The following is a 23,266-nucleotide window of genomic DNA, read 5'->3' on the forward strand; positions in this document are numbered from 1 at the left end:
AGACTACGCTTTGGAGATTTTCTCCTTTCCGTTCATGTACGGTCGGAGCACCTCAGGAATAGTGATGGAACCATCAGCATTTTGGTAGTTCTCAACAATCATAATAAGAGGACGTCCAGAAAGTGCTGTGTTATTCAACGAGTGTACGAACTTTAACTTCCCATCATCATCTTTATAGCGAATATTCAGACGGCGTGTCTGGAAATCATGAAAATAAGAAGCAGACCCTGTTTCTCGGTACGTATTCTCTGAAGGCAACCACACCTCGATGTCATATTTCTTAACCTGACCAAGGCCCAGGTCACCACTGCAGTTCACCACCACACGGTAATGAAGGCCGAGCGCTTCTGTAAGCTCTTCCGTATTACGTTGAATCTCTTCGTGATATTTTACTGATTCAGTATGCGATGCTTCACAAAGTATTACTTGCTCATATTTATAAAACTCATGCACTCGAAGAATACCTCGCGTATCTTTTCCATGACTTCCCGCCTCTCGACGAAACGCATCTGAGAACGAAAGAATCTTCATGGGCAAATTTTTCTTTTCCATTATGTCGTTCATGTGGTATCCCATTGTTGCCACCTCAGCAGTACCAGCAAGATATTCACCATCCTGTGTCTTATATAAATCTTCTTCACCTTGTGGTAAATATCCCGTACCCAAAAAAACTTCTTGACGAACAAGTGATGGGACAATCATCGGAATAAAATCGCCTTTCGCACGAAAGAAATCGTCCACAAACCGCCAGAGTGCGAATTGAAGTTCCGCACCTGCACCTTTAAGAAAATATCCTCGAAATCCGGCAACTTTTGCCCCTCGCTCAAGATCAAGCATATCAAGCGAAGTGAGTAGCTCAATGTGATCTTTGGGAACAAAATCAAATTGTGGTTTTTTGCCCCACGCACGAATTTCCTGATTCTCAGCATCAGTGTTTCCTTCTGGAACAGACACATCGGGAACATTAGGAACCTGCAACATGAGGGATCGCCATTGTTCTATAACTGTTTTTATTTCTTCTTCTTTTTTCTGCAGCGTCTCTTTGAGTACCTTCATACCATTAATGAGCTCAGCACGCTCATCCTCTGATGCGTTCGGTATTTTTTCGCTCACCACATTTTGTTGTGCGCGCATATCGTCAATCTCTTTTGTGAGAGAACGTCGGGAATCATCTACGGCGAGAAGTTGCTCAATATCTACATTTACCCGTTTCTTTTTTGCCCCTGCAATAACGACGTCTTTATTTTCCCTAATGAAATTGATATCTAACATATATATAGAAGCTACTTGGTTAGTTGTTCATATCCTATCACAATTTAGGTTTATTTTATGCCCATCTGGTATGGTCACGCCATGCACGAGCCCGCCACAGAATACCTGCCCACAGAAATACGCAAAAGAACATTCCCTGGATTACTCCGAGAAATGGCCGACCCACCACGTACTCTTTTTATACGTGGTTCACTTCCCTCGCCAGAATATAGACTCCTCTGCGTTGTTGGCTCGCGAAAGTACTACTCATACAGTCAAACGGTGTGTCAAAATCTTATATCTTCCCTCGCAGGATATCCAATAGCTATTGTGTCCGGACTTGCACTTGGTATTGATAGTGTCGCACACGAAGAAGCACTCACTGCTGGACTACCCACAATTGCACTGCCGGGTTCTGGAATAGATGATTCTGTACTCTATCCACGAATGCATGTTGGACTCGCGCAGCGTATTTTAAAAGCTGGTGGTGCACTTATTTCAGAACTTCCTCCAAAAGAACGCGCGACGGTGTGGAGTTTTCCGCGACGAAATAGACTCATGGCCGGCATGTGCCACGCCACACTTATTATTGAAGCGCACGAAAAATCAGGAACTCTCATCACCGCACGTCTCGCCATGGAATATAACCGAGACGTGCTCATCGTTCCTGGACCAATTACCTCACCACACCACGCTGGATCAAACGCACTTCTCCGAGAAGGTGCACAAGCCGTAACGTGTGCTGAAGATATCTTACAGGCACTTGGCATCCCACCACATACTGGAGTAAGTAAAAAAACATTTGATGATGTACTTCCTGATGAACACGTGGTACTCCAGTATCTCACCGAACCGCGAACAATCGACGAAATTGCACACACAACACATACACCAATCGCACACATCAACGTCATCATTTCCACTCTCGAAATCAAAGGATATATCACTACACGACTTGGCAAAATCGAACGAACAGTATAAAGTCGTACACATTTACGATGTATGCACATTTGCTTTTATATCGTATCTGTAGTATTTGTTGCACATATATATGAAACTCGTCATTGTTGAATCACCCGCGAAAGCCAAAACAATTGAAAAGTATCTCGGCGCCGGATACACCGTGAAAGCGAGTGTTGGACACGTGCGTGATTTACCAAAGAGCAACAAGAACGCCATCGATATCGAAGGAGGATTTATTCCTCACTATCAAATTGTGCCTGAGAAAAGAGAAATTATTGCCGATCTTAAAGCCGCAGTGGCAAAAGCAGATGAAGTACTTCTTGCAACTGACCCCGACCGTGAAGGAGAAGCCATTGCGTGGCACTTGACGCAAGCACTTGGTTTAGAAAATAAAAAAACAAAAACACCCAACCAAAAAGTAAAAAGAATTGCGTTTCATGAAATTACAAAAGACGCCATTTTAGACGCCGTCGCACACCCTCGAGATATCGACAACCACCTTCGCGAGGCGCAAGAAGCACGACGTGTTTTAGATCGACTCGTGGGATACGACCTCTCAGGACTTATTTGGAAAAAAGTTCGTTACGGACTTTCCGCCGGACGCGTACAATCCCCCGCACTTCGCATCATTATGGAACGCGAGCGCGACATTCGCGCATTCATTCCAGAAGAGTACTGGGTTATTACCGCTGACGTAGAAACAGAAAAAAAAGAAAAACTCACACTCACCTGCGAAGAAGAACCGCGAGATCAAAAAAGAACAGACGCCATTGTAGAAAAAGCTCAAAACGGTACGTGGCACGTTGCGTCCGTAAAAGAAACAGAAACCCAACGTCAACCACGCGCACCATTTACCACCTCAACGATACAACAATCAGCAAGCACACGACTTGGATTCTCCCCTTCGCGTACCATGCGCGCCGCACAAAAACTGTATGAAAAAGGTTTTATTACCTACATGCGAACCGACAGTACACATCTTGCAGCACAAGCACAACAACAACTTCTTGCGGTTATTACAAAAGAATTTGGAAAAGAATACGCTCGTGCAACATCATACGCAAGTAAAAGTAAAAATGCACAAGAAGCCCATGAGGCGATTCGCCCCACAAACGCAGAAGTGCGAACCGCAGGCTCAGATGATGACGAACGACGCTTGTATGATCTTATTTGGGCACGAGCGGTCAGTAGTCAAATGACACCTGCAAAATTGATGCAAACAAAAATAACAGCGACCGTTGGTGACACAGAAGTACCACCATTTTCTGCAACAGGTTCTCGAGTACTCTTCCCTGGGTGGCTTCTTGCAGATCCTGCGTCTCGCGGGGAAGATGTTGAAATGCCAGATGTAGCTGAGAAAGATCCACTCACACTTCGTAAGGTTCTTGCGCTTGCAAAACAAACACAACCACCCTCACGCTACTCAGAAGCTGGTCTCATTAAAGAACTTGAAAAACGTGGCATTGGACGACCGTCGACGTATGCATCTATTATCAAAACACTTGATGACCGTGGATATGTCACTCGCGAAAACAGAACGCTCACTCCCACTGATACCGGTGATGTTGTAAGTTCATTTCTAGAAAAACATTTTGCATCATACATCAGCGATTCGTTCACATCAGAAATGGAGGACGAGCTCGATGATATTGCTCTCGGAAAACGCGAGTACGAAAAAACACTCCGTACGTTCTACACCCCTTTTGCACAAGAGGTCGCTAAAAAAACAAAAGAGGCAGAAAAAATCACCAACATGGGAGATGCTCCAAAAGAATTCGTGTGTCCAAAGTGTGGAAGTACTATGGTTATGAAACTAGCACGCAATGGTACCTTTATGAGCTGCTCACGTTTTCCAGAATGTGATGGTGCACGTGGCGCAGATGGAAAAGAAGTAACCGACCCAGAAGAAATTGGATTTCACCCCGAAACACAGGATCCTATTTTTGTACTCGATGGACCGTATGGACCATACGTACAACTCGGACTCAAGACACCAAAAAATAAAAAACCTCGTCGTTCGAGTATCCCAAAAGAAAAAGATCCTGCCACTGTCACCCTTGCGGATGCACTCACATATCTTAGCTTGCCACGAACTCTGGGAATACACCCTGAAACAAAGAAAGACATCGTTGCAAATATTGGACGCTTTGGTCCGTACATTGGACACGACGGTGATTTTCGTTCTCTCAAAACAGACGATGTTTACACAATTACCCTCGAACGTGCCCTCGATATTCTGAAAGAACCAAAGAAATTTAGAGGCAAACGACGCTTTACAAAGAAAAAATAACCACTGCTTCTTTACGTGCAAAAGAGTATACTGTATACATGTGTAGGTTTTTGAGCATACCTACACGCACTCTATGAAATCACTCACTGCTCAACACATCATTTCAGCATCACACAGTCCATTTACCGATACAGAAAAACGGGCTATTGAAGATGCATTTGTTTTTTCCGAAAAAGCACACACGAACCAAAAACGAGAATCAGGAGAGCCCTATTTTACACACCTTGTCGAAACAGCTCGTCACCTCGCACGAATTGGAGCAGACGCAACAACTATTACTGCCGGACTATTGCACGACAGTGTTGAAGACGTTGAGCATATTACTATTCAGGAAATTAGAGATCGTTTTGGAGATGAAGTTGCTTTTCTTGTTGACGGTGTAACAAAACTTGGAAAACTAAAATACCGCGGATTAAAACGTCACGTTGAAACTCTTCGTAAACTTTTTCTTGCAACCGCACGTGATCCTCGTGTTATCTTAATCAAGCTCGCCGATCGCTTGCACAATCTAGAAACAATCTCTTCACTCCCACGAGAAAAACAACAACGCATTGCAATGGAAACGCTCGAGATTTACGCACCAATTGCCCACCGACTTGGTATTGGAAACCTTAAAGGCGAACTCGAAGACGTTGCATTTAAAACTGCGTATCCAAAAGAATACGAACACACACGTGCACTTCGTGAAGAAAAAAGCAAAGAAAATCTTGGACAACTCAAAAAACTCGCTCATGAACTTCGCACTATTCTCATTCATGCACACATACCAGTACTTGTAATGGATTACCGCGTCAAACACATATACAGTCTTCATAAAAAACTACAAGAAAAAGATATGAACATTGATCGTGTGTACGACATCGAGGCACTTCGCATCATTGTTACCACAATCGAAGAATGCTACCTCGCTCTCGGTCTTATTCACAGTAAGTGGAAACCTCTCCCTGGTCGCATCAAAGACTACATTGCAATGCCAAAACGAAATGGGTATCAAAGTCTACATACAACTGTGTTTACAGGAAATGGCGCCATTGTTGAAATTCAAATTAGAACTAAAGAAATGCACGATATCGCGGAGTACGGTATCGCATCTCATGTTGGATACAAAGAAAAAGCGCCTGGGCAAAAACAAGAGTCGAGCGCATCGTGGGTTGAAAAATTATTTGGAAGAAACAATCCTGAGCAAAGTGGTGTAAGTCCAATGACACAATGGATTCATGAGCTCACCGAAACTCAACATACGGTAGAACACTCTCTTTCATTCATTAAAAATCTTCGTACGGATTTTTTTAATGACCGTATTTTTGTCTTTACCCCAAACGGTGAGGTGGTTGACCTCCCCGTTGATGCAACGCCCATTGATTTTGCGTACTCTATTCACACCGACCTTGGTGATCACGCATCAGGCGCTCGTGTCAATGGAAAATTCGTTGCCCTATCAACGAAACTAAATCATGGAGACGTTGTGTTCGTTGAAACAAAAGACAACAGCAAACCATCACACAAATGGCTCACCTGGGCAAAAACAGGATTTGCAAAGAAAAATATTCGGGCAGCGCTCGAAAAAAAGGACTAGAGTGAAAAATTTGTCACTGAGTATAAATCGTCATCTTCTTTTTTAGGAACCTCCTCTGAGACGGGGGCACTTGGGACTACTTCTGCAGAACCAGCTACAGGTACATCCACTTGCTCAACGGATACCACCACATCAACAGGTTGCTCGTGACGCACCTCTTCGTTATTGAGGACCGCAAGAATCTTTCGTAAATCTTCTTCAGAAACAAAGTCGATGAAGATTCTTCCACCAACTTCTTTTGGCTCTACTCGAACACGCGTTCCGAGTCGCTCTGAGGCACGTGTTTCAAGCTCAACAATATCTGGATCATACAAACGGTCGTGTCGTCGGACTTTTTCAACTGCAATACGGCGAGAAATTTGTTCTGCATCACGAACGGTGAGTTTTTTAAAAATAATTTCTTTAAAAAGTACCGTTTGCTCTTCGGGTCTATCAATTAACATGAGAAGTGGTCGTGTATGCCCCTCATTAATTTTCCCTTCTGAAAGTGCTTGTTGCATTTCTTCTGACAACAGAAGAAGTCGAATAGTGTTTGAAACGTACTCACGACTTCGTCCAACTTTACGTGCAATATCTCCATGCTTCAAACCAAACTGTTCAGCTAATTGGGCGAATGCACGCGCTCGTTCGATAGGGTTGATATCTTCTCGTTGTAAGTTTTCAATAATAGCGAGCTCAAGCTTCATTTGCTCGCTCTCCTCATCGTCTCGAATAATAACAGGGACAAGAGAAACTCCTGCCATTTTTGAGGCGCGTAGTCGTCGCTCTCCCGCAATCAATTCGTACTGAACAGAAAGACCTCCATCTTCTCGTTGTTGCTCTCGACGAGTCACCACAAGCGGCTGCAACACGCCGTACTGACGAATAGAGTCAGATAAATCTTTAAGCTTTTGCTCGTCAAAAAAACGTCTAGGCTGAAATGGGTTCGGAACAATCTTTTCTACTTCAACCCAAAAAATTGCGTTATTGTGGAAACTCATAGTAAATAAAATTTTGAATGTGGTATACAGAATGCTGGGAGACAGATACAGTTTAGCAAAAAAACTGATACTTTGGTAGAATCAGCCTATTGCCGGAGTGGAATTAAAATGAACTGCTTCATTTTGAATCCAAACGAAGTGCGATAGGCCGCCACTCCAGCATGGTTCAATTGCTCGCAAGCGACAAAAATACGGAGTATATTTGAGAAATGCCGGAGTGGCGGAATGGTATACGCGCACGACTCAAAATCGTGTCTCGCAAGGGGTGAGGGTTCGAGTCCCTCCTCCGGCACCAAAAACAGAACATGAAAAGTATCCTAGAAAACTTTGGCCTAAATTCCTATTCCTGGCGATATGTACTCAACGGGTGGTGTTTATTGCTATTTGGTGTCATTATTTGGGACTTTATAACGAGCAATGGAATTCCCAACATTGTTGAACCAGTCAGTGTTATTTACACTGCCATACTTGCAATTTATAGCACCGAAAAAGAATTTGAACGCTGGCACGACCAACTTTCAGGAAGACATATGGGAGAAGTGTACGTCATCGTATGGACTATCCTACTTTTGGGGCTTTTTATTGTTGGAATGGTTTTTCGGTACACTTACATAATGCCCACTGAAGTCATCGCGACCTATATCGCGGTTATCAGTATTCTTGCAATAACAAAAAAATCAAAAGGATTTTATCTCAAGAAAAAGAAAGTGACCTACCTGAAATAGTACATGAAGCAAAAACTCATCGTTATTCTCGGCCCAACAGCTACCGGAAAAAGTGACTGTGCTGTTACTATTGCAAAAAAATACAATGGAGAAATTGTGTCTGCAGATTCACGACAAGTATATACCGGACTCAATCTTGGAACCGGAAAAGTAACAAAAAAAGAAATGGGGGGTATTCCCCACCATCTTCTTAATGTTCTGTCTCCAAAACACCAATACACAGTCGCCGATTTCGTCCGTGATACCCACAATGCGTTTGTACCGATATATCGGTACAAACGCATACCAATTCTTGTCGGTGGTACCGGTCAGTACATCGATACTGTCGTATATGGACTCCAAGTCCCCGAAGTACCTCCAAACAAGAAACTACGCACTCGCTTAGAAAAATTTTCCACAGAAAAACTCTTTTCTATTTTAGAAAAAAAAGATTCTGCCCGTGCAAAAACTATTGATACACACAACAAACGACGACTTATTCGCGCACTCGAAATCGTCGATGCGTTGGGCAAAGTTCCAAGAACAAAAAAGAAAAATTTGTATTCCCCACTTTTTATTGGTCTCAATCTCCCTAAAGAAAAATTACAGGACAATATCCACAAGCGACTTATCAAACGCCTACGATTAGGTCTCATTGCAGAAGTGCAAAACCTTCACAAACAAGGGCTTTCATGGAAACGAATGGAGGAACTAGGACTCGAGTATCGGTACGTTTCTCGATATCTACAAAAGAAACTTACAAAGCAAGAAATGTTAGTCCAACTTGAGCACGCGATTATCCAATATGCAAAGAGACAAATAACATGGTTCAAACGAAATGAAGATATCATGTGGTTTAAACCAACGGATACTAAAAAAATCCTCAAAACCGTGGAGCATTTTCTGGCTTCCTAACTTCATGCTATAAATAGCTTCGAGAGGGCTCGCAGAGTGTCTAGGTGCGCATAATTGTTCCAGATTTACACAAAGACGAAGTAATTGTATTGTACATCGCAATCCCAAATAAAGCGGAGGGTTCGCATAGTGGTCTAGTGCGCACGCTTGGAAAGCGTGTGTGCCGCAAGGCACCATGAGTTCGAATCTCATACCCTCCGCTTTGTGTAGGAGAAAGTGTGTGTAGGTCACACCACCATGAGTTCACATCTCTCCGTCTTCACATTAAGAACCTGATAGTAACACAAACCCGGGTGCGCAAATTATGGAACTTCCTGATACCCTAAAAAATCTATATCGTCATTGGAATTTTCATACAAGTAGTGAGCGCTTTTGTGGAAGCGGATATTCTATTTAAAGATAAAAACCTACTCAAAGAAATTTCTTGGTTTATAGAGGAACGAAACAATATATGGAAGAGAAAAATTATTGGCGAAAAACCTCCATACACAAAAAACCCCATTCTCTCAACCTATCGTTTCTGCAACATCTTCAGAGAATTTGACCGACAGACAATAGAATTTCATGAATTACTAAATCCTATTAGAAACAACTTCCCATTGTGGCTTTTGAATATGTTTTACTGTCGAATGGTTGCACGGACGACAACGGTTACATCTGTTGGACTACTTTCTTTTGACCAGAAAGAAAATATAAAATTATACGAGGGTCTTATGGCATCTCCACGACCACGCTTTGGTACACCTTATGTTTTTCCCATAAGCGTCATTCAGAAAAGCAATACCCCAACGAGAGAAAAATTTATTTCTCAGCATCTACCTACCGTCATAAAATTGATAGCCAAAGAAATAGCTACCTGGAAACATAAGTCTGTGTATGATGGAGTGGAAATCATACTTCCTCTTTTCAAATATAATCTCCGATTTCTATGGACAGAGGTTTTAATCGATATTAGCTATCAATTTCCGCAATATATTAACCTCTTCGGCAGATTTCCTATTGGCCCTGGATCAGCCCCAACAATGCGGCGAATAAACCCAGCAAAAGATCCGACACTTCTTGTCAAAGACCTTTCTTTATTACCAATAAATACAGATTTAACTTTCAACAGAAAACAATTACGACTATCCGCAGAAAATTGGGAGGGTATTGGATGTGAATATAGAAAATATACAAACCTTAAGGCTGGCAGAGGACGCAGAAGAATCTATAAACCCACAAACCTTAAATAAGGTTACCTGAGGATGTTAAATACCCTTACAAGACCTTATAACAAGTACTATACCCGTGTAACCCACAAAGTTTATAACAAAACTTATTATGAACACTATTAATACAAGTGATCTTAAAAAATTTATTCTTGAAGCGAGTCGTGCGACATATGCTTCAGGAGATGAATCCTTAAAGCAAAAACAACCCGACGGGTCAACGACTATTCGTTATACAAATGGTATATACACATACCACGATAACTACTTCGGCGGTGAACCATATGGCGGGAGGGAGGTTGTTTTCCTTAATGAAAAACCTATATGGATGATGACGTACTACGGTTTTGTACACACGGGCGTTGAAAATAAAGGAGTGTATGATTTCCTTATACAATCTCTTTCACATTCAACTATTGAAATGCCGTATCGTGGCCCCGTTTCATATGAACAAAAGGGCTGGAGATACGAAAATGATTTTATAGGAGAAGCGCAGAACTTCTCTGGTGCTGAAAAGATTTTTAAAGATGGTATTTGTGTCTATGAAGCTAAATATATTGGAGGTTTAATAGATCAATAACATCTCTCCACCTCCGCAAAAACATAGAAATATGGAATACGTCTATCATTCATCAAAAAAACAGGGCTTGAAAAGTATTGAACCACGAGTAAGTACTCACGGGAAATCGTGGATATATGCAATGAAAAAACCAGAATATTGCCTCATGTTTCTAGGAAATCATGGCGACATTATTAATCAAACCGGCCTTAAAGATGGAGTGCCGTTTATAGCCGAAAGGTTCAAAGGCGCTCTCAAATACGCCTATAAAGACCTGCGCGGCTCCATATATACACTAGAAGGAGCTGATTTTAAGACGGGACAGACAGCTTTTTCTTGTGAACTTGTTTGCGATCATATATGTGACGTTGTTAAAGAAGAAAAAATTGAAAATGCATTAGAAAAAATACTACAACTTGAGTCGGAGGGAAAAATAACAATATATAGATATCCTACTCTACCTTCTTGGATGCCAAATGACAAAAGTGACTTAGTTGAGAAAGTTGTTGAATGGGCACGCAAACCAGGAAGCACTATTCTAGAAAAAATAAAACAATTTCACCCGGACATCTTAGATGAAGTGACCAAGAAATTGTCAAAATAAACTCTAATGTCCTAAAACAAAAGCCCCCGTACGGGGGCTTTTGTGATTAGTATGCAATTGTCCACGTTGTTCCGCGAATTGGAAATGTGCCCTTTTCCTGAGCATTTGATTCAATCCCAGTGACGTCAATCTTGAGTTGTGTGCCCGTGTATGAGGATACGTCGTCGGTGAGTACTGCCCTGATAGTAAAAAGCCGCTCTTGTCTGGGAGTAAAGGTGATGTTCATCGGCACGAATGCTGATCCGTCTTTAAACGGCGCGGTACCTTCGTTTCCGCCAATCGAACCGTGCACAATTTCTTTATCGTCAACGGATGTAAAACCAATGACTGCTTTTGTGGACGCGGAACCGTTTTGTTTGACCCAGAAACCTTCCAATTTTGCATTTTCCTTTCCGGTGTGGCGTATGTACAAATATGATACCGGGACCGATGTGCCCGCATGAGCAGTTCCTCCGGAGAGTAATGGTACAGATTCTATTATAAGCGTTGAAACGCCTGTCGAAGCTCCCACTTGCGCAGCTTGGAGTTCACTGAGTTGGGCTTTCAATTCTTCAACGCGCACCAGCAGTAGTTTGATGAGTTCTTGTTTCAATGACTGGATCTGTGCCGTCAAAACCTCGGTGTCAGTTTGCGCAAAAGCAGGTAAAGCAAACGAGCCGATGAGCACTAAGGTGACGAAAAACGTAACGTATTTTTTCATAAAAAATGTAATTAGATAATGTGTGTGCTTTTTATATTTTTATTATTACACCAGACAAGGGTAGTATGAGCTTTTGTCAAAAAATTGTTACTTGCGAAGTTTGAAAAAGAGAGCGCAATATACATGCGCCCTCTTTTCCCTAGGTGTCTGCAAATTAGAATCCGCGTACATTGTTACCAACAATACTGTCAGATGCACTATTGAGCAAGAGAACACCACTGTGGATGTAAATGTTTGGAGCAACAGCAATAGCTGTCATCCAGTCATTAGCAACAACGGCTTTTACATAACCACCGTTATCTACATATGCATATACTGCAGCATGTGAAATGGCAGGAACACCAAGAAACGTAAACGCAGCGACAATAAGTCCCATCTTCACATAATTTTTTATTGTAGTCATAATTGAATGTATTAAGAAATAAAAGTACCTTAGGTTTTTGTTTTGACGCATCGTGCCGTCTGAATCGTCGAATCTCATGATTCATCGAAGCAAGAAGTCTCTAAGGTACACGCTCAAAATATGTTCCTCTACAGATACCCTTACAAAAAAGTGCTCCGTAGTCGACTTATAGGGTCAATGAGTCTGACATGTACGTACTAATTAGATGTGTTTGCGCCTCTACTGTATAAGCCGATCGAAGCACAACTGCATTACATCACCAACATACTTTTGTGGCATACCATATTACGTACCCCATCTAGTGTTCATATTGATGAGAATCAATGTGGATCCTAAAATATCCCGTGATATCACACTAGTTTTTTGTTCACCCATGTACCATGAGTACATGCGGACAGAAAATATTATGAATTACTTTTTTCTACCTGCTCATCCGCACGCTTTATATGTTCTTCGGCAGCACCAATGTGTGCCGCTGCTGCCTGTACCTCTGCTTTGTGTGTCTGCTCGCTCTGGGTTTGTGCTTCTATATCTTTTTGTTTTGCATCTTCATCTTTTTGTTCCATTTCTTTGTCTTTTTGTGTGATATCGTCGGTCATATATTTTTTATTAGTATTGTAGTAATGGTTAGTAAGCAGATGTGGATGTTGAGTATCACTATTGTTGTTCTTGCTCGTTCAATTTTACTGCGGCTTCAGGTGTAGAAACTGTTTTTCCCATAACAAGTAATTTTGTAACGCCAATAGCAACAATCCAATACACCAACATTGCAAGAAGTGTCGTCCATTCAAAAACACTACCTTGAACATACGTCACACGAAACACACTAATAAAAGGTGTAGCGAAAATGTACGTTATCTCGTAAATGAGACTACTAAACCCAGCGATCGGATTTGCACCAAAGAGTTTTAAAGCGAAGCGAAAAACTAGCAACACTTCAATGATACCTAGGACATACCAGACAATTTGTGTGCCTCGATATAGTGGTTTTGTTGTTGGAGAATTAAATGAGTCCATATATAGTACTGCAGTATGCAGATAAGTTATTTTTTAATATGTTCTTTTAATAGAAGTCTAATTTGCTTGTTCTTGTTTTATTTCTTGATTGTTTTAATTTCCTTTTGTAGTTTTTTTATGTGCATTTCCAATTGTTCTGTTCGTTCTGCCATTTTTGCCTCAAATTGGTTGGTATGATTTGCCAACATTTCAGCAACCCCCATCATGTCGGTAATATCCTCCATCGCCAAAAGTATGATTGGTGGAAACGATCCTTTTGTTTCTATCCTCTTTGAATGAATTTCTCGGGCATTGAGAATCATTACTTTGCGTCCAATAAACTGAAACTCATGATCAACCTCAAAACCTTTAAAGAAGGTATTCTTGGGCAAGATATCCTCAAGAAGTTTTCGTAACGCTGGAATATTCCACTGACCGTTACCGAGCTTATATACAACCACTCCTTCGGTATCTTTTGGCTCGACTTGAAACTTTTTATAAAAAGACTCATTAGCTGTCATAACGCGGAGTTCTTTATCTAGAACGAGAACCGGTTCACGAACGACATCAACAACCGTTCGAATGTACGTCCAACTTTCTTCCCATAAACGTGCAAAAAAATCCTCCCCTTGATTTTCAAGTGAGTACTTTTTTGTATCTGTGTTGGTTTTCATACTCTTATAGTCGTCCAAAAATGACATGTATTACAAAATATCAATGTCGTCATAACGTGTTATACTACAGGTACTGATACCCACCTCCCGGCGTAGCGCCGCTGTAATATATTTGTAAGCAGATCTTACATACTGTGTAATATCACACACAGCAGTAACGCTTTTTAGTGTCTACAAATATTTTTGTAACACTTTTGTAATAGTCTACTTGTATGTTCGTCTGAATTTATACCATGTATGATGACTCGAGTAAGCCCTAAAAAAGAAAACCAGCTACGATCCGTACTCTCCACGGCGTACACAGACTACCAAAAAGGTCTCAACGCTCGTGCCTTTTTTAAAACAAGTAGTCATATTGTGGGGGAAGATTTAGTACAAAATACCTTTATGAAAACATGGGTATACCTTGTTCGTGGAGGAGAGATTCACATAATGAAAGCGTTTCTCTATCATATTTTGAATAATCTTATTGTTGATGAGTATCGAAAACACAAAACAACATCACTTGATACACTTTTAGAAAAAGGGTTTGATCCACACGATGAAGACAACACAGAACATCTTCATAACACATTTGATGGAAAAGCACTTATAGAACTCATCGATCATCTCCCAGATAAATATCAAAAAACAATGCGTATGCGATACATACAAGATTTATCTCTCAAGGAAATTTCTCTTATCACAGGACAATCAAAAAATACAATTGCCGTACAAATTCATAGAGGTCTCAGCAAACTCAGATTATTGTATGGAAGTACCCAAGTTCATATTCATTAATCATTAATTTAAAAAATATGCTTTGGACCATCATTGTCATTCTATTCGCCTTGTGGCTTCTTGGATTTAGCTTTAGTGTAGGAGGTAGTCTTATTCACCTCGTACTGGTCATTGCGCTTATTGTTCTTATCGTTCGACTCTTAACATAAATCTACACGCTTAAAAATCTACACTTCCAAGGTCCGTCTTTGGTAGGCTCGCCAACCCAAGTAGCAACCAAACGCAAGAACACACGCACTTATATAAAATGCGCCATGCTGTTGTTTGAGTGAAAAATAACGAGCAACCTCTACTGCCCCAAAAAGTCCAATTAGCCCAAGCAATACATCGAGAATACGATTTTCGGCCACTTCGTGCACACCATTAAAAATTTCAATAATTTCCCACACAATCATCCCAGCGGACGTAGCAAAAAAGAGTGTTTCAACAGAAAGTCCAAGGAAAGAATTTGCAAATCCAACAGTCACACCTGAAAAAAAGTGCACCAGCATCCACAGATCCCACACCTTACCCTCTTTCCATGTTGTTGATATAAAAGGAATATGTGACATATATTAGCGTGTTCCAAGAAGAGCTGCTATTCGCTCAGACACTGGTGGGTGCGTTAAAAATAACTTTCCAAAGAATTCACTTTTTTTCTCTTGTGTTCCACCTAATGGACTACTGATAAAAAGATGTGCGGTTGCTTTATTCACCCGCTTCATTGGTTGTGTATACGAAGAAATCTTTTCCAGAGCTTTCGCCAAACCTTCTGGGTATCTCGTAAGAAGTGCACCTGAAGCATCGGCTAAAAATTCACGCTTTCGTGAAATAGCCAATTGAATACACATACCAGCGATAGGTGTCAAAATTGCAAGAACAAAACCGATCAGTATAAAAAGAGTATTCCCACGACTATCATCATTCCCCCGCATACGGAATGATGAGCGCATAAAAAAATCAGAAAGTACCACAATAAACCCAACAACAATGACCACCACGGTCGACAAGAGAATATCCCAGTTTCGTATGTGCGAAAGTTCGTGCGCCACAACACCTTCGAGTTCCGCTCTATCCAACACACGCAACAATCCCGTCGTCACTGCGATAGTTGCATGTTCTGGATTTCTCCCTGTTGCAAATGCATTCGGCGCATCGTCAGAAATAACATAGATTCTGGGCATAGGCACCCCAGCAGTAATAGACAAATTTTCTGTAACGGTATACAAATCAAAAAACTCTTCACGCGATGCGGGTCGAGCACCAGATAAGGAAAGCGCCAATGTGTCAGAGTACCAGTAGCTACTCACGTTCATCACCAGACTGAATATAACAGCGATATAGACAAGTTCTGGGGCATTATAGACTCTTCCAAAGAACCATCCGAGAACAACAATAAGACACAAAAATACAACCATGAGAAGCCATGTTTTAGCAATATTACTTTCTTTGTGTGAATAGAGAGAAGACATACTATACACAAGTTCAAAATCCAAATTTCAAAGTTCAAAAAATTTTGCTGTCAATTTTTGAATTTTGTGCTTTGAGTTATCGCGGCTGATTAACGGTCATAAGGTCACCAATATCTGCCACCATTTTTTGATTTGCTATTTCAATTTTTTGAATAAGCAAATAGGTTCGCCATGTTATTGTCCCAATCAAAACAACAACAATGAGTACCAAGTACCATACAGAGCTTACATTTCGATTAAAGTGTGAGTACACAGATGGCATTGAGAGAGTGATTTCCAACTTACCTAAAACTGTACTTTGACAGGCTCCCGCTCACCTTCCTCAATATCAAAGAATGCACGTTTTGTAAAACCAAACATGCGAGCAACAACATTTCCTGGAAATGATGCGGACGCCGTGTTGAGATCACGAACGGTGCTGTTATAAAAACGTCGCGCTGCCTGGATTTTATTTTCTGTATCAGACAATTCACGTTGTAACTCAAGGAAATTTTGATTTGCCTTAAGCTCAGGATACGCCTCAGCAATTGCAAAGAGTGATTTAAGTGTTCCCGCAAGTGCATTTTCAGCTTTGGCATGTTGCTCCATTGTCTGTGCCCCCATAGCTGCGGCGCGCGCCTTAGTCACACTCTCAAACGCTTCGCGTTCATGTGTCGCATATCCCTTAACAGCCTCAACGAGATTTGGAATAAGATCATATCGACGCTTGAGTTGTACATCGATATCTGACCACGCCTCATCAGCACGGTTAGCATATTGAACAAAGCGATTGTACGAAAAAATTCCCCACACAATGACCAGCGCAATACCTATAAGAATATACATACGAGTGTTATGGAAGTTATTATACCTATAAAATAGTGGACTAATTGTAGCATATAAATTGAAAAGGCCTCGCCGTAAGCGAGACCTTTTGAGTGGGTGCGAATGCTATCTTAGTTTACCAGATAGCCGAGCACACACCCCAGCGCGGCGGTGGCATAGAGAGCCCACCGCGATTCTGCGGGCAACTCCAGCCACAATTGGAAAATTCTCTTCATGACCCCTCCGTGAAGTGGTACATCTATTTTATATTATAGCACATACTTACTAAAAAGCAAGTAACACCTCGTTTCAACTAAAAACGAGGTGTTCTTGATCATGTGTGACACTTTTTAATATTCCATTCCCCCACCGTGCTCGTGAGGTGCCACTTTTTCTTCCTTTGGCTCTTCCGCAATTGCCACTTCAGTAGTAATGAGTATTGCCGCTGCAGAAACCGCATTTTGAAGTGCTGAACGCGTTACTTTTACCGGATCAACAATTCCTGCTTCCAACATATCATTTACAATAACGTCATCAGCCGCGTTGTATCCAGAATTTTTTTCTCCTTCTTTTACTTTTTCAACAATAACTAACCCATCTTCTTTTCCAGCGTTTATCGCAATTTGTTGCAATGGAGCACATAACGCTTTTATTACAATGTCATACCCAATACTTTCTGCGGTCACAACTTCTTTTTTTTCACTAGAAAGTTTTTTGGCAACCTTAACGAGCGCGCTACCTCCACCGGGCACAATCCCTTCTTCAATAGCCGCTTTTGTTGCATTCACCGCATCCTCGATTTTCAACTTCAAGTATTTCATTTCAGTCTCTGTCGCGGCTCCCACACGAATCACGGCAACACCACCGGACAGTTTTCCAATTCGCTCTTGGAGTTTTTCTTTGTCGTATTTTGAATCTGTATTTGCAAGTTGTGTTCTGAGTTGAGCAACTCGTGCATCAATATCAGATTTTTTTCCCTTTCCGCCAACAATCACCGTTCCATCTTTTGTAGAAACAACACGTCGGGCCTTTCCAAACATTGCAACCGTCGCTTTCTCCAGTTTTATTCCTGTTTCTTCTGAAATCACCTTTGCACCAACAGTAATTGCAATATCAGCAAGTACTTCTTTCTTTCGATCACCGAATCCAGGGGCTTTAATTGCAAGTACATTAAATCCACCACGTAGTTTATTAACTACAAATGTTGCAAGCGCTTCACCATCAATATCATCTGCAATAATAACCAGTTCTTTTGTTCCACTTTGTGCGAGTCCCTCAAGAAGAGGAAGGATCTCTTTAATCACTGAAATTTTCTTGTCTGTTACCATCACGGCAACATCTCGATATTCTGCCTCCATGCGCTCACTGTTCGTCACCATGTATGGCGATATATACCCCTTATCAAACGCGAGACCTTCAACAACCTCGGAATCAACGCCGAGTGTTTGTGATTCCTCGACAGTCACCACACCATCCTTACCAACCGTATCGATCGTCTCTGCAATAATTTTTCCTAACCCTTCAGACTCAGAAGAAATCATTGCCACTTGTTGTATTTCCTCTTTATTTTTTATTGGTTTTGCAAGAGTATGTAATGCTTTTACAACATCAACACCTGCACGCTCCATACCACGACGAATTGCCATGGAGTTTACCCCCAGTGTTGTGTGACGCAATCCTTCGGTAACAAGGGCCTGCAACAGCACGATAGCTGTTGTTGTACCATCTCCAGCACTATCATTTGTTTTACCTGCAACATCTTTTACAATTTCTGCACCCATGTTTTCAAACTTGTCCGACAACTCTATTTCTTTTGCAATAGACACTCCATCATTCGTTATCATAGGCGCACCATACCCTTTTTCAAGAACTGCGTTTCGCCCACGTGGACCAATCGTCACGCGAACGGCGCGAGCAACTTTATCAATACCACGCTTGAGTGCGTCTCGTGCTTCTGTATCAAAAAGAATTTTTTTACTGGTCATAGTAGATTAAATTCGAAATCCAAATATCGAAATCCCAAACAGTTTCTACTCTTTAAATTCAAAGGTTTCAAACATTTTACCTTAGAATTTCAAATTTGTTTCGAGTTTCGTACTTCGAATTTCGTGCTTATTTAATAACGGCAAGAATGCTCTCTTCTTTCAAAATAAAATATTCAACTCCATCTATTTTTATTTCATCATATCCATACTTTGAAAACACAACCGTGTCACCAACCTTCACTCGCATAGGAACCAACACTCCATCATCGTATCGCCCTGGTCCAACAGCAATGACCTTTCCTTGTTCTGGTCGCTCTTTGTCCACCGTCTCCGGAATAATAATTCCTGAAGCCCGTTTTGTAGCATACTCATCTGCAGATAATGGTTTGAGTAATACGCGATCACCAAGAGGGGTCACACCCTCTTTTTTTACTTGTTGTACAGTCTTATGTTTAGCCATAGTATATGAGATAAGAATAATTTCTTATAAAAGAAAGGTGATGCAAACCACACACCTTTATAGGTGCAGTAGTATACGCTTCACGAAGCTATTGACACAAGGGTACCTACTCTTTTTTGATATGCATCATTGCATACTCTAATGTACCTCCAACTTTCTTTCCTGGGTTAAAGATATTTTTTGGATCAAATATTTTTTTGGTTTTTTCAAACAACGCATACATTTCATCACCAAACTGCTGTTTCAAAAATGGTGTTCGAATTATGCCATCATTATGTTCACCGGTTGTTGATCCTCCATACGAAAGTACGAGATCATACACACGACGAGCCACTTCGGGAATAACGGCGCGTGCTTTTTCATTTGTGAGATCCATCAAAGGAATGATGTGAAAATTTCCATTTCCAATATGCCCCGCAATATTGTGAACCATATATTCCTTATACTCATCAAGAATTGCATACAATTTAGGTAGAAATTCAGACAACGTATCTGGAGGAACCACAATGTCATCAATGAATGGTGCTGTTTTCTTTCCATGCACCCTTTGACGTAGGAGATTAAAACTTTCTCGACGAATAAGCCAATACTCATCCATTTCTTTTTTTGAACTCACAACCTGGGTGTATCGAGGTTGTAACGGTATCAGATCGTGGGCCAATTGCTCAGCTTGAGCACGTAACGCCAACACATCGTCCCCATCAAAGGTTATCTGCAACACTAGCTGTGGAATACCGTACCGAAGTATAGAGAGTGCTTCTGATATGTTGTGTATCGCGAGTGAAAAAATATTACGAACTCCAAGACGCTTAATAAATTCCCAAAAAAATCGTAATGCAAGCGTCAGTGTTTTATCATCATATGATTCAAACGTTGTTGGTTTGTGCGCAAGTGTAATTGATACATACCGCTCAAGGTCTTCAATAGAATCAAGAAATACAACAACCATCACAGAGTGCTGATTGGGACGAATAAGCCGAAATGTCGTCTCTGTAATAAGGCCGAGTGTCCCTTGTGAACCAACAAATAACTTTGAGAGATCAAATATGTCGCGTTCTCGATCATAGACACTCCATAAGGCATACCCCGCTGAATTTTTTGAGACCTTCGGGCGAGCCTTTTGAATACTGTCATATGAATCAGTCACCAACGTATACATGTTCCTGTATATATCACCTTCAAAATCTCTCTGGAGTAATTTTATATGAAGTTCATCGTGCGAAAGCGGTCCGAGCACATATTCGTTTCCATCTGAAAGAACTGCACGTATACTCTCAACAAAATTTTCAACCTTACCGTATCGTAGCGTTAATTCGCCCCCTGCATTATTTGCTGTCATACCCCCGATCATGCATAACTCTCGCGACGCTGGATACGACGGCATCAAAAAATTTCGCTTAAGTGTTTCTTTTTCAAATGTTCGATACAACACTCCTGGTTGTACTGACACATGCCCCGAATCACCGCGCACGTCCGCGGTAATAACTCCAATTGTTGTAAAGTAAGATCCAAAATCAACAACAATACTTTCACTCAACGCACCTCCATCCATTCCCGTTCCAGCAGAACGACCTGTAAGTGAAAGCCCGTGGCTCGAAGCATACGCGACAAGCGCCTGTACATCTGCAACAGTGCGCGGAAATACCACTGCCTGCGGTTGAAGTGAAAAAAGAGATGTGTCAATACTACGTGTATGCACAACATCACCATCAGTGTACACATCTCCTGAAATACAATGAGTAAGATCTTCATGCAAATCTTCTTTCATGCAAATAGTGTACGCTATTGTAGGGAAAAATCACAACGAAACATACACACTTCACCAACACGCCACGGTATGCTATAGTAGGTTTTCTTAGTATAGATACACATTATGACAACTTTTATTCCTTTCATTCAAATCGGTCTCTCGTTACTTTTAATTACACTTATCCTTATACAGCAATCGGATGCTGGTTTAGGAAGTGCTTTTGGAAGCGATGACGGTGGAGTGCGTCGAACACGACGCGGTGCAGAACAAATGATTTTTACAGCAACCATTGTTGTTGCAATACTTTTTACGGTTTCAGCTATCGCAGCATTGGTTCTTCGATAAGAGCTTTTTTGCTCTATTTTCACACCTTATCTCTTACACGACATGGATCGAGAATTCCATATACCCGGAACCGGGCACATTCATAAAGCTATATCCTCGTTCTCTTTTCTTGAAAAGGTTTTTGTTGCAATTCTTTTTGGTATTTTTACCCTAAGCGCGCTATGGATGGTCGTCCGCGTGCACTCTATTCTTACAATAAACATCCCTGCACCTGGAGGATCACTTTCCGAAGGTATTGTCGGAACTCCACGTTTCATTAACCCACTTCTTGCGCAAACTGAAGCAGATAAAGATTTAACCATTTTGACGTACTCAGGACTCATGCGAGCACAACGCGGTGGCGAACTTACAGAAGACCTCGCGGAATCTTACTCTATTTCTGAAGACGGAACAATCTATACCTTTGTTATAAAAAAAGATGCACGTTTTCACGACATGATGCCACTGACTGCTCAAGATGTCGTATTTACCGTTACGATGGCTCAAGATCCACGCATTCAAAGTCCGAAACAAAACATGTGGGAAGGAATTACTGTTGAGGCGCTCGACACTCGAACTGTTCGCTTTACACTATCTAAAGCCTATGCTGGTTTTTTGCATAATACGACACTCGGTATTCTCCCACAACATATATGGGAAAGTGTTGCTGCTGAAGATTTTCACGGCTCATCATATAACGTTCGTCCTATAGGATCGGGGCCATACATGATAGAGGGTATCGACACAAAAAACGACGGCTCTGTCCAACTTTATACTCTACGATCATTCAAATACAATACACTTGGAGCACCTTACATTTCAAGGATTAGTATGCGCATCTTTGGAAATGAGAAAGATTTGCTTACCGCATACGAACAAGGAGTTATTGAATCCTTTCATGGTATAGATCCATTTACTACCAAAACTATTCTTAAAAAAACAGATTTGCTACTTTCCTACCCACTCCCTCGCACGTTTGGTGTTTTTCTCAATCATAATAAAAAAGCTATTTTTACAAACGAAGCTGTACGTAAGGCACTCTCATATGCACTCGACAGACAAGAGATACTCAAAACGGTGCTCAATGGCTTTGGTACACCCTTATATGACCCACTTCCTCCGCACATAACGAAATCATCAACATCTCAAACCCACTCTATTGATGAAGCACGAGGTGTTCTTGAGAACGATGGCTGGAAACGAGACGCTGAATCTGGTATCTACACAAAAAAAGGTGAGTCACTTTCGTTCACAATTAAAACCGTCAACAGCCCTGAATTGAAACTTGTCGCTGAATTTATACAAAACCAATGGAATACTCTTGGTGCATCCGTTTCAATTGAACTTTTTGACCTCGGACAACTCGATCAAACCGTTATTCAACCACGAGACTACGAGGCCCTACTATTTGGACAAGCGCTTGGAAGAGATGCAGATCCATACCCATTTTGGCACTCGTCACAACGCAATGCTCCAGGACTCAACATCGCCCTCTATACAAACGCAACCGTTGATGCTACACTCGATGAACTACGAAGAACTATTGATGTACCCAAGCGCAACGCGCTCTACGCATCATTTCTTACTGAATGGCGTGCAGATATTCCAGCCATCTTCGTGTATATTCCTGATTTTTTGTACGTTCTTCCTGAACACATTCACGGTGTTGATGCCGGACCTGTGCAAGAAGGAGCCGAAAGATTTTTGGATATCCACACGTGGTATATAAACTCACAAAATGTATTTTCTTTTCTCGTAAAGGAGAACACCTATTAGCATTTCATTAATTATTGATTTCAAGAAATCGTATGGAACGACAACCAGGTCAAAGACCGAATCGGTCTCGTATTCGCGTTATGCGTGCAACAACGACGCCTAGCTCTTCGCAA

Annotated in this window: 26 protein-coding genes and 2 tRNA genes; 14 read left to right on the plus strand and 14 right to left on the minus strand. The window is 41.4% G+C overall.

Features of this window, described 5'->3' with window-relative positions; all coding sequences use genetic code 11:
* Positions 1-3 precede the first annotated feature (3 nt).
* Positions 4-1,272 (minus strand): serine--tRNA ligase, encoded by a 1,269-nt coding sequence (gene serS / locus IPJ70_01515; GenBank protein QQR82770.1) that lies wholly within the window; start codon positions 1,270-1,272, stop codon positions 4-6.
* 57 nt (positions 1,273-1,329) lie between these two features.
* Between serS and dprA the strand changes: the two genes are divergently transcribed.
* The 3 genes from dprA (at position 1,330) to IPJ70_01530 (ending at position 6,080) form a co-directional block, all read left to right on the plus strand.
* Positions 1,330-2,232, plus strand: a complete 903-nt coding sequence (gene dprA / locus IPJ70_01520) for a DNA-protecting protein DprA (protein QQR82771.1) — start codon at positions 1,330-1,332, stop codon at positions 2,230-2,232.
* 70 nt (positions 2,233-2,302) lie between these two features.
* The gene (gene topA / locus IPJ70_01525; protein QQR82772.1) at positions 2,303-4,504 is read left to right on the plus strand and encodes a type I DNA topoisomerase; all 2,202 of its coding nucleotides are present in this window, start codon (positions 2,303-2,305) and stop codon (positions 4,502-4,504) included.
* Positions 4,505-4,577: 73 nt separating this feature from the next.
* Entirely contained in the window at positions 4,578-6,080 is a 1,503-nt protein-coding gene (locus IPJ70_01530) for a bifunctional (p)ppGpp synthetase/guanosine-3',5'-bis(diphosphate) 3'-pyrophosphohydrolase (GenBank protein QQR82773.1), read from the plus strand.
* Here IPJ70_01530 and IPJ70_01535 read toward each other — a convergent pair.
* On the minus strand, positions 6,077-7,060 hold the full coding sequence (locus IPJ70_01535) for a ParB/RepB/Spo0J family partition protein (protein ID QQR82774.1): 984 nt from the start codon (positions 7,058-7,060) through the stop codon (positions 6,077-6,079). The genes IPJ70_01530 and IPJ70_01535 overlap by 4 nt on opposite strands.
* Before the next feature lie 211 nt (positions 7,061-7,271).
* Between IPJ70_01535 and IPJ70_01540 the strand changes: the two genes are divergently transcribed.
* The 7 genes from IPJ70_01540 to IPJ70_01570 all read left to right on the plus strand — a co-directional run bounded on the left by IPJ70_01540 (position 7,272) and on the right by IPJ70_01570 (position 11,050).
* Positions 7,272-7,355 (plus strand) — tRNA-Leu (locus tag IPJ70_01540).
* 10 nt (positions 7,356-7,365) lie between these two features.
* Positions 7,366-7,785 carry a hypothetical protein gene (locus IPJ70_01545; protein ID QQR82775.1) on the plus strand — a complete coding sequence of 140 codons (420 nt, stop codon included), beginning with the start codon at positions 7,366-7,368 and terminating at the stop codon, positions 7,783-7,785.
* Positions 7,786-7,788: 3 nt separating this feature from the next.
* The gene (gene miaA, locus IPJ70_01550) at positions 7,789-8,679 is read left to right on the plus strand and encodes a tRNA (adenosine(37)-N6)-dimethylallyltransferase MiaA (GenBank protein ID QQR82776.1); all 891 of its coding nucleotides are present in this window, start codon (positions 7,789-7,791) and stop codon (positions 8,677-8,679) included.
* A 115-nt stretch (positions 8,680-8,794) separates the two neighbouring features.
* Positions 8,795-8,879 (plus strand) — tRNA-Ser (locus IPJ70_01555).
* Positions 8,880-9,053: 174 nt separating this feature from the next.
* Entirely contained in the window at positions 9,054-9,911 is an 858-nt protein-coding gene (locus tag IPJ70_01560) for a hypothetical protein (GenBank protein QQR82777.1), read from the plus strand.
* 88 nt (positions 9,912-9,999) lie between these two features.
* Positions 10,000-10,467: a hypothetical protein gene (locus IPJ70_01565; GenBank protein QQR82778.1), complete on the plus strand. Its 468-nt coding sequence runs from the start codon at positions 10,000-10,002 to the stop codon at positions 10,465-10,467.
* Positions 10,468-10,498: 31 nt separating this feature from the next.
* Positions 10,499-11,050, plus strand: a complete 552-nt coding sequence (locus tag IPJ70_01570; protein ID QQR82779.1) for a hypothetical protein — start codon at positions 10,499-10,501, stop codon at positions 11,048-11,050.
* Between the two features lie 46 nt (positions 11,051-11,096).
* On the opposite strand, the gene IPJ70_01575 is transcribed toward IPJ70_01570, so the two are convergent.
* From IPJ70_01575 to IPJ70_01595, 5 genes are all read right to left on the minus strand, one after another.
* Positions 11,097-11,750 (minus strand): hypothetical protein, encoded by a 654-nt coding sequence (locus tag IPJ70_01575; protein QQR82780.1) that lies wholly within the window; start codon positions 11,748-11,750, stop codon positions 11,097-11,099.
* A 154-nt stretch (positions 11,751-11,904) separates the two neighbouring features.
* Positions 11,905-12,153, minus strand: a complete 249-nt coding sequence (locus IPJ70_01580; protein ID QQR82781.1) for a hypothetical protein — start codon at positions 12,151-12,153, stop codon at positions 11,905-11,907.
* A 404-nt stretch (positions 12,154-12,557) separates the two neighbouring features.
* On the minus strand, positions 12,558-12,752 hold the full coding sequence (locus IPJ70_01585; protein QQR82782.1) for a hypothetical protein: 195 nt from the start codon (positions 12,750-12,752) through the stop codon (positions 12,558-12,560).
* A 58-nt stretch (positions 12,753-12,810) separates the two neighbouring features.
* Positions 12,811-13,170, minus strand: coding sequence for a YggT family protein (locus IPJ70_01590; GenBank protein QQR82783.1), 360 nt, complete (start codon positions 13,168-13,170; stop codon positions 12,811-12,813).
* 77 nt (positions 13,171-13,247) lie between these two features.
* Positions 13,248-13,823 (minus strand): PAS domain-containing protein, encoded by a 576-nt coding sequence (locus IPJ70_01595; protein ID QQR82784.1) that lies wholly within the window; start codon positions 13,821-13,823, stop codon positions 13,248-13,250.
* A 237-nt stretch (positions 13,824-14,060) separates the two neighbouring features.
* Here IPJ70_01595 and IPJ70_01600 point away from each other — a divergent pair, with 237 nt between their 5' ends.
* Together IPJ70_01600 and IPJ70_01605 are read left to right on the plus strand one after the other, a co-directional pair.
* Positions 14,061-14,603 carry an RNA polymerase sigma factor gene (locus IPJ70_01600; protein ID QQR82785.1) on the plus strand — a complete coding sequence of 181 codons (543 nt, stop codon included), beginning with the start codon at positions 14,061-14,063 and terminating at the stop codon, positions 14,601-14,603.
* A gap of 17 nt (positions 14,604-14,620) precedes the next feature.
* Positions 14,621-14,752 carry a lmo0937 family membrane protein gene (locus tag IPJ70_01605; GenBank protein QQR82786.1) on the plus strand — a complete coding sequence of 44 codons (132 nt, stop codon included), beginning with the start codon at positions 14,621-14,623 and terminating at the stop codon, positions 14,750-14,752.
* Positions 14,753-14,770: 18 nt separating this feature from the next.
* Here IPJ70_01605 and IPJ70_01610 read toward each other — a convergent pair whose 3' ends face one another.
* From IPJ70_01610 to IPJ70_01640, 7 genes are all read right to left on the minus strand, one after another.
* Positions 14,771-15,154 carry a hypothetical protein gene (locus IPJ70_01610; GenBank protein ID QQR82787.1) on the minus strand — a complete coding sequence of 128 codons (384 nt, stop codon included), beginning with the start codon at positions 15,152-15,154 and terminating at the stop codon, positions 14,771-14,773.
* Positions 15,155-15,157: 3 nt separating this feature from the next.
* Positions 15,158-16,054, minus strand: a complete 897-nt coding sequence (locus tag IPJ70_01615) for a M48 family metalloprotease (protein QQR82788.1) — start codon at positions 16,052-16,054, stop codon at positions 15,158-15,160.
* A 76-nt stretch (positions 16,055-16,130) separates the two neighbouring features.
* On the minus strand, positions 16,131-16,334 hold the full coding sequence (locus IPJ70_01620; GenBank protein ID QQR82789.1) for a hypothetical protein: 204 nt from the start codon (positions 16,332-16,334) through the stop codon (positions 16,131-16,133).
* A 5-nt stretch (positions 16,335-16,339) separates the two neighbouring features.
* Positions 16,340-16,879, minus strand: a complete 540-nt coding sequence (locus tag IPJ70_01625; protein QQR82790.1) for a LemA family protein — start codon at positions 16,877-16,879, stop codon at positions 16,340-16,342.
* A gap of 329 nt (positions 16,880-17,208) precedes the next feature.
* Positions 17,209-18,843: a chaperonin GroEL gene (gene groL / locus IPJ70_01630; GenBank protein ID QQR82791.1), complete on the minus strand. Its 1,635-nt coding sequence runs from the start codon at positions 18,841-18,843 to the stop codon at positions 17,209-17,211.
* A gap of 127 nt (positions 18,844-18,970) precedes the next feature.
* Positions 18,971-19,303 (minus strand): co-chaperone GroES, encoded by a 333-nt coding sequence (locus tag IPJ70_01635; GenBank protein QQR82792.1) that lies wholly within the window; start codon positions 19,301-19,303, stop codon positions 18,971-18,973.
* A gap of 106 nt (positions 19,304-19,409) precedes the next feature.
* A complete protein-coding gene (locus IPJ70_01640; GenBank protein ID QQR82793.1) occupies positions 19,410-21,071 on the minus strand; it encodes an FAD-binding oxidoreductase in 1,662 nt (553 codons plus the stop codon).
* 105 nt (positions 21,072-21,176) lie between these two features.
* On the opposite strand from IPJ70_01640, the gene secG reads away from it, so the two are divergent.
* Together secG and IPJ70_01650 are read left to right on the plus strand one after the other, a co-directional pair.
* Positions 21,177-21,398, plus strand: a complete 222-nt coding sequence (gene secG / locus IPJ70_01645; protein QQR82794.1) for a preprotein translocase subunit SecG — start codon at positions 21,177-21,179, stop codon at positions 21,396-21,398.
* Positions 21,399-21,440: 42 nt separating this feature from the next.
* The gene (locus tag IPJ70_01650; GenBank protein QQR82795.1) at positions 21,441-23,153 is read left to right on the plus strand and encodes a hypothetical protein; all 1,713 of its coding nucleotides are present in this window, start codon (positions 21,441-21,443) and stop codon (positions 23,151-23,153) included.
* Positions 23,154-23,266: the final 113 nt, after the last annotated feature.

This window comes from Candidatus Campbellbacteria bacterium, from assembly GCA_016699465.1.
Taxonomy (GTDB): Bacteria; Patescibacteriota; Minisyncoccia; order Phycocordibacterales; family EsbW-18; genus EsbW-18.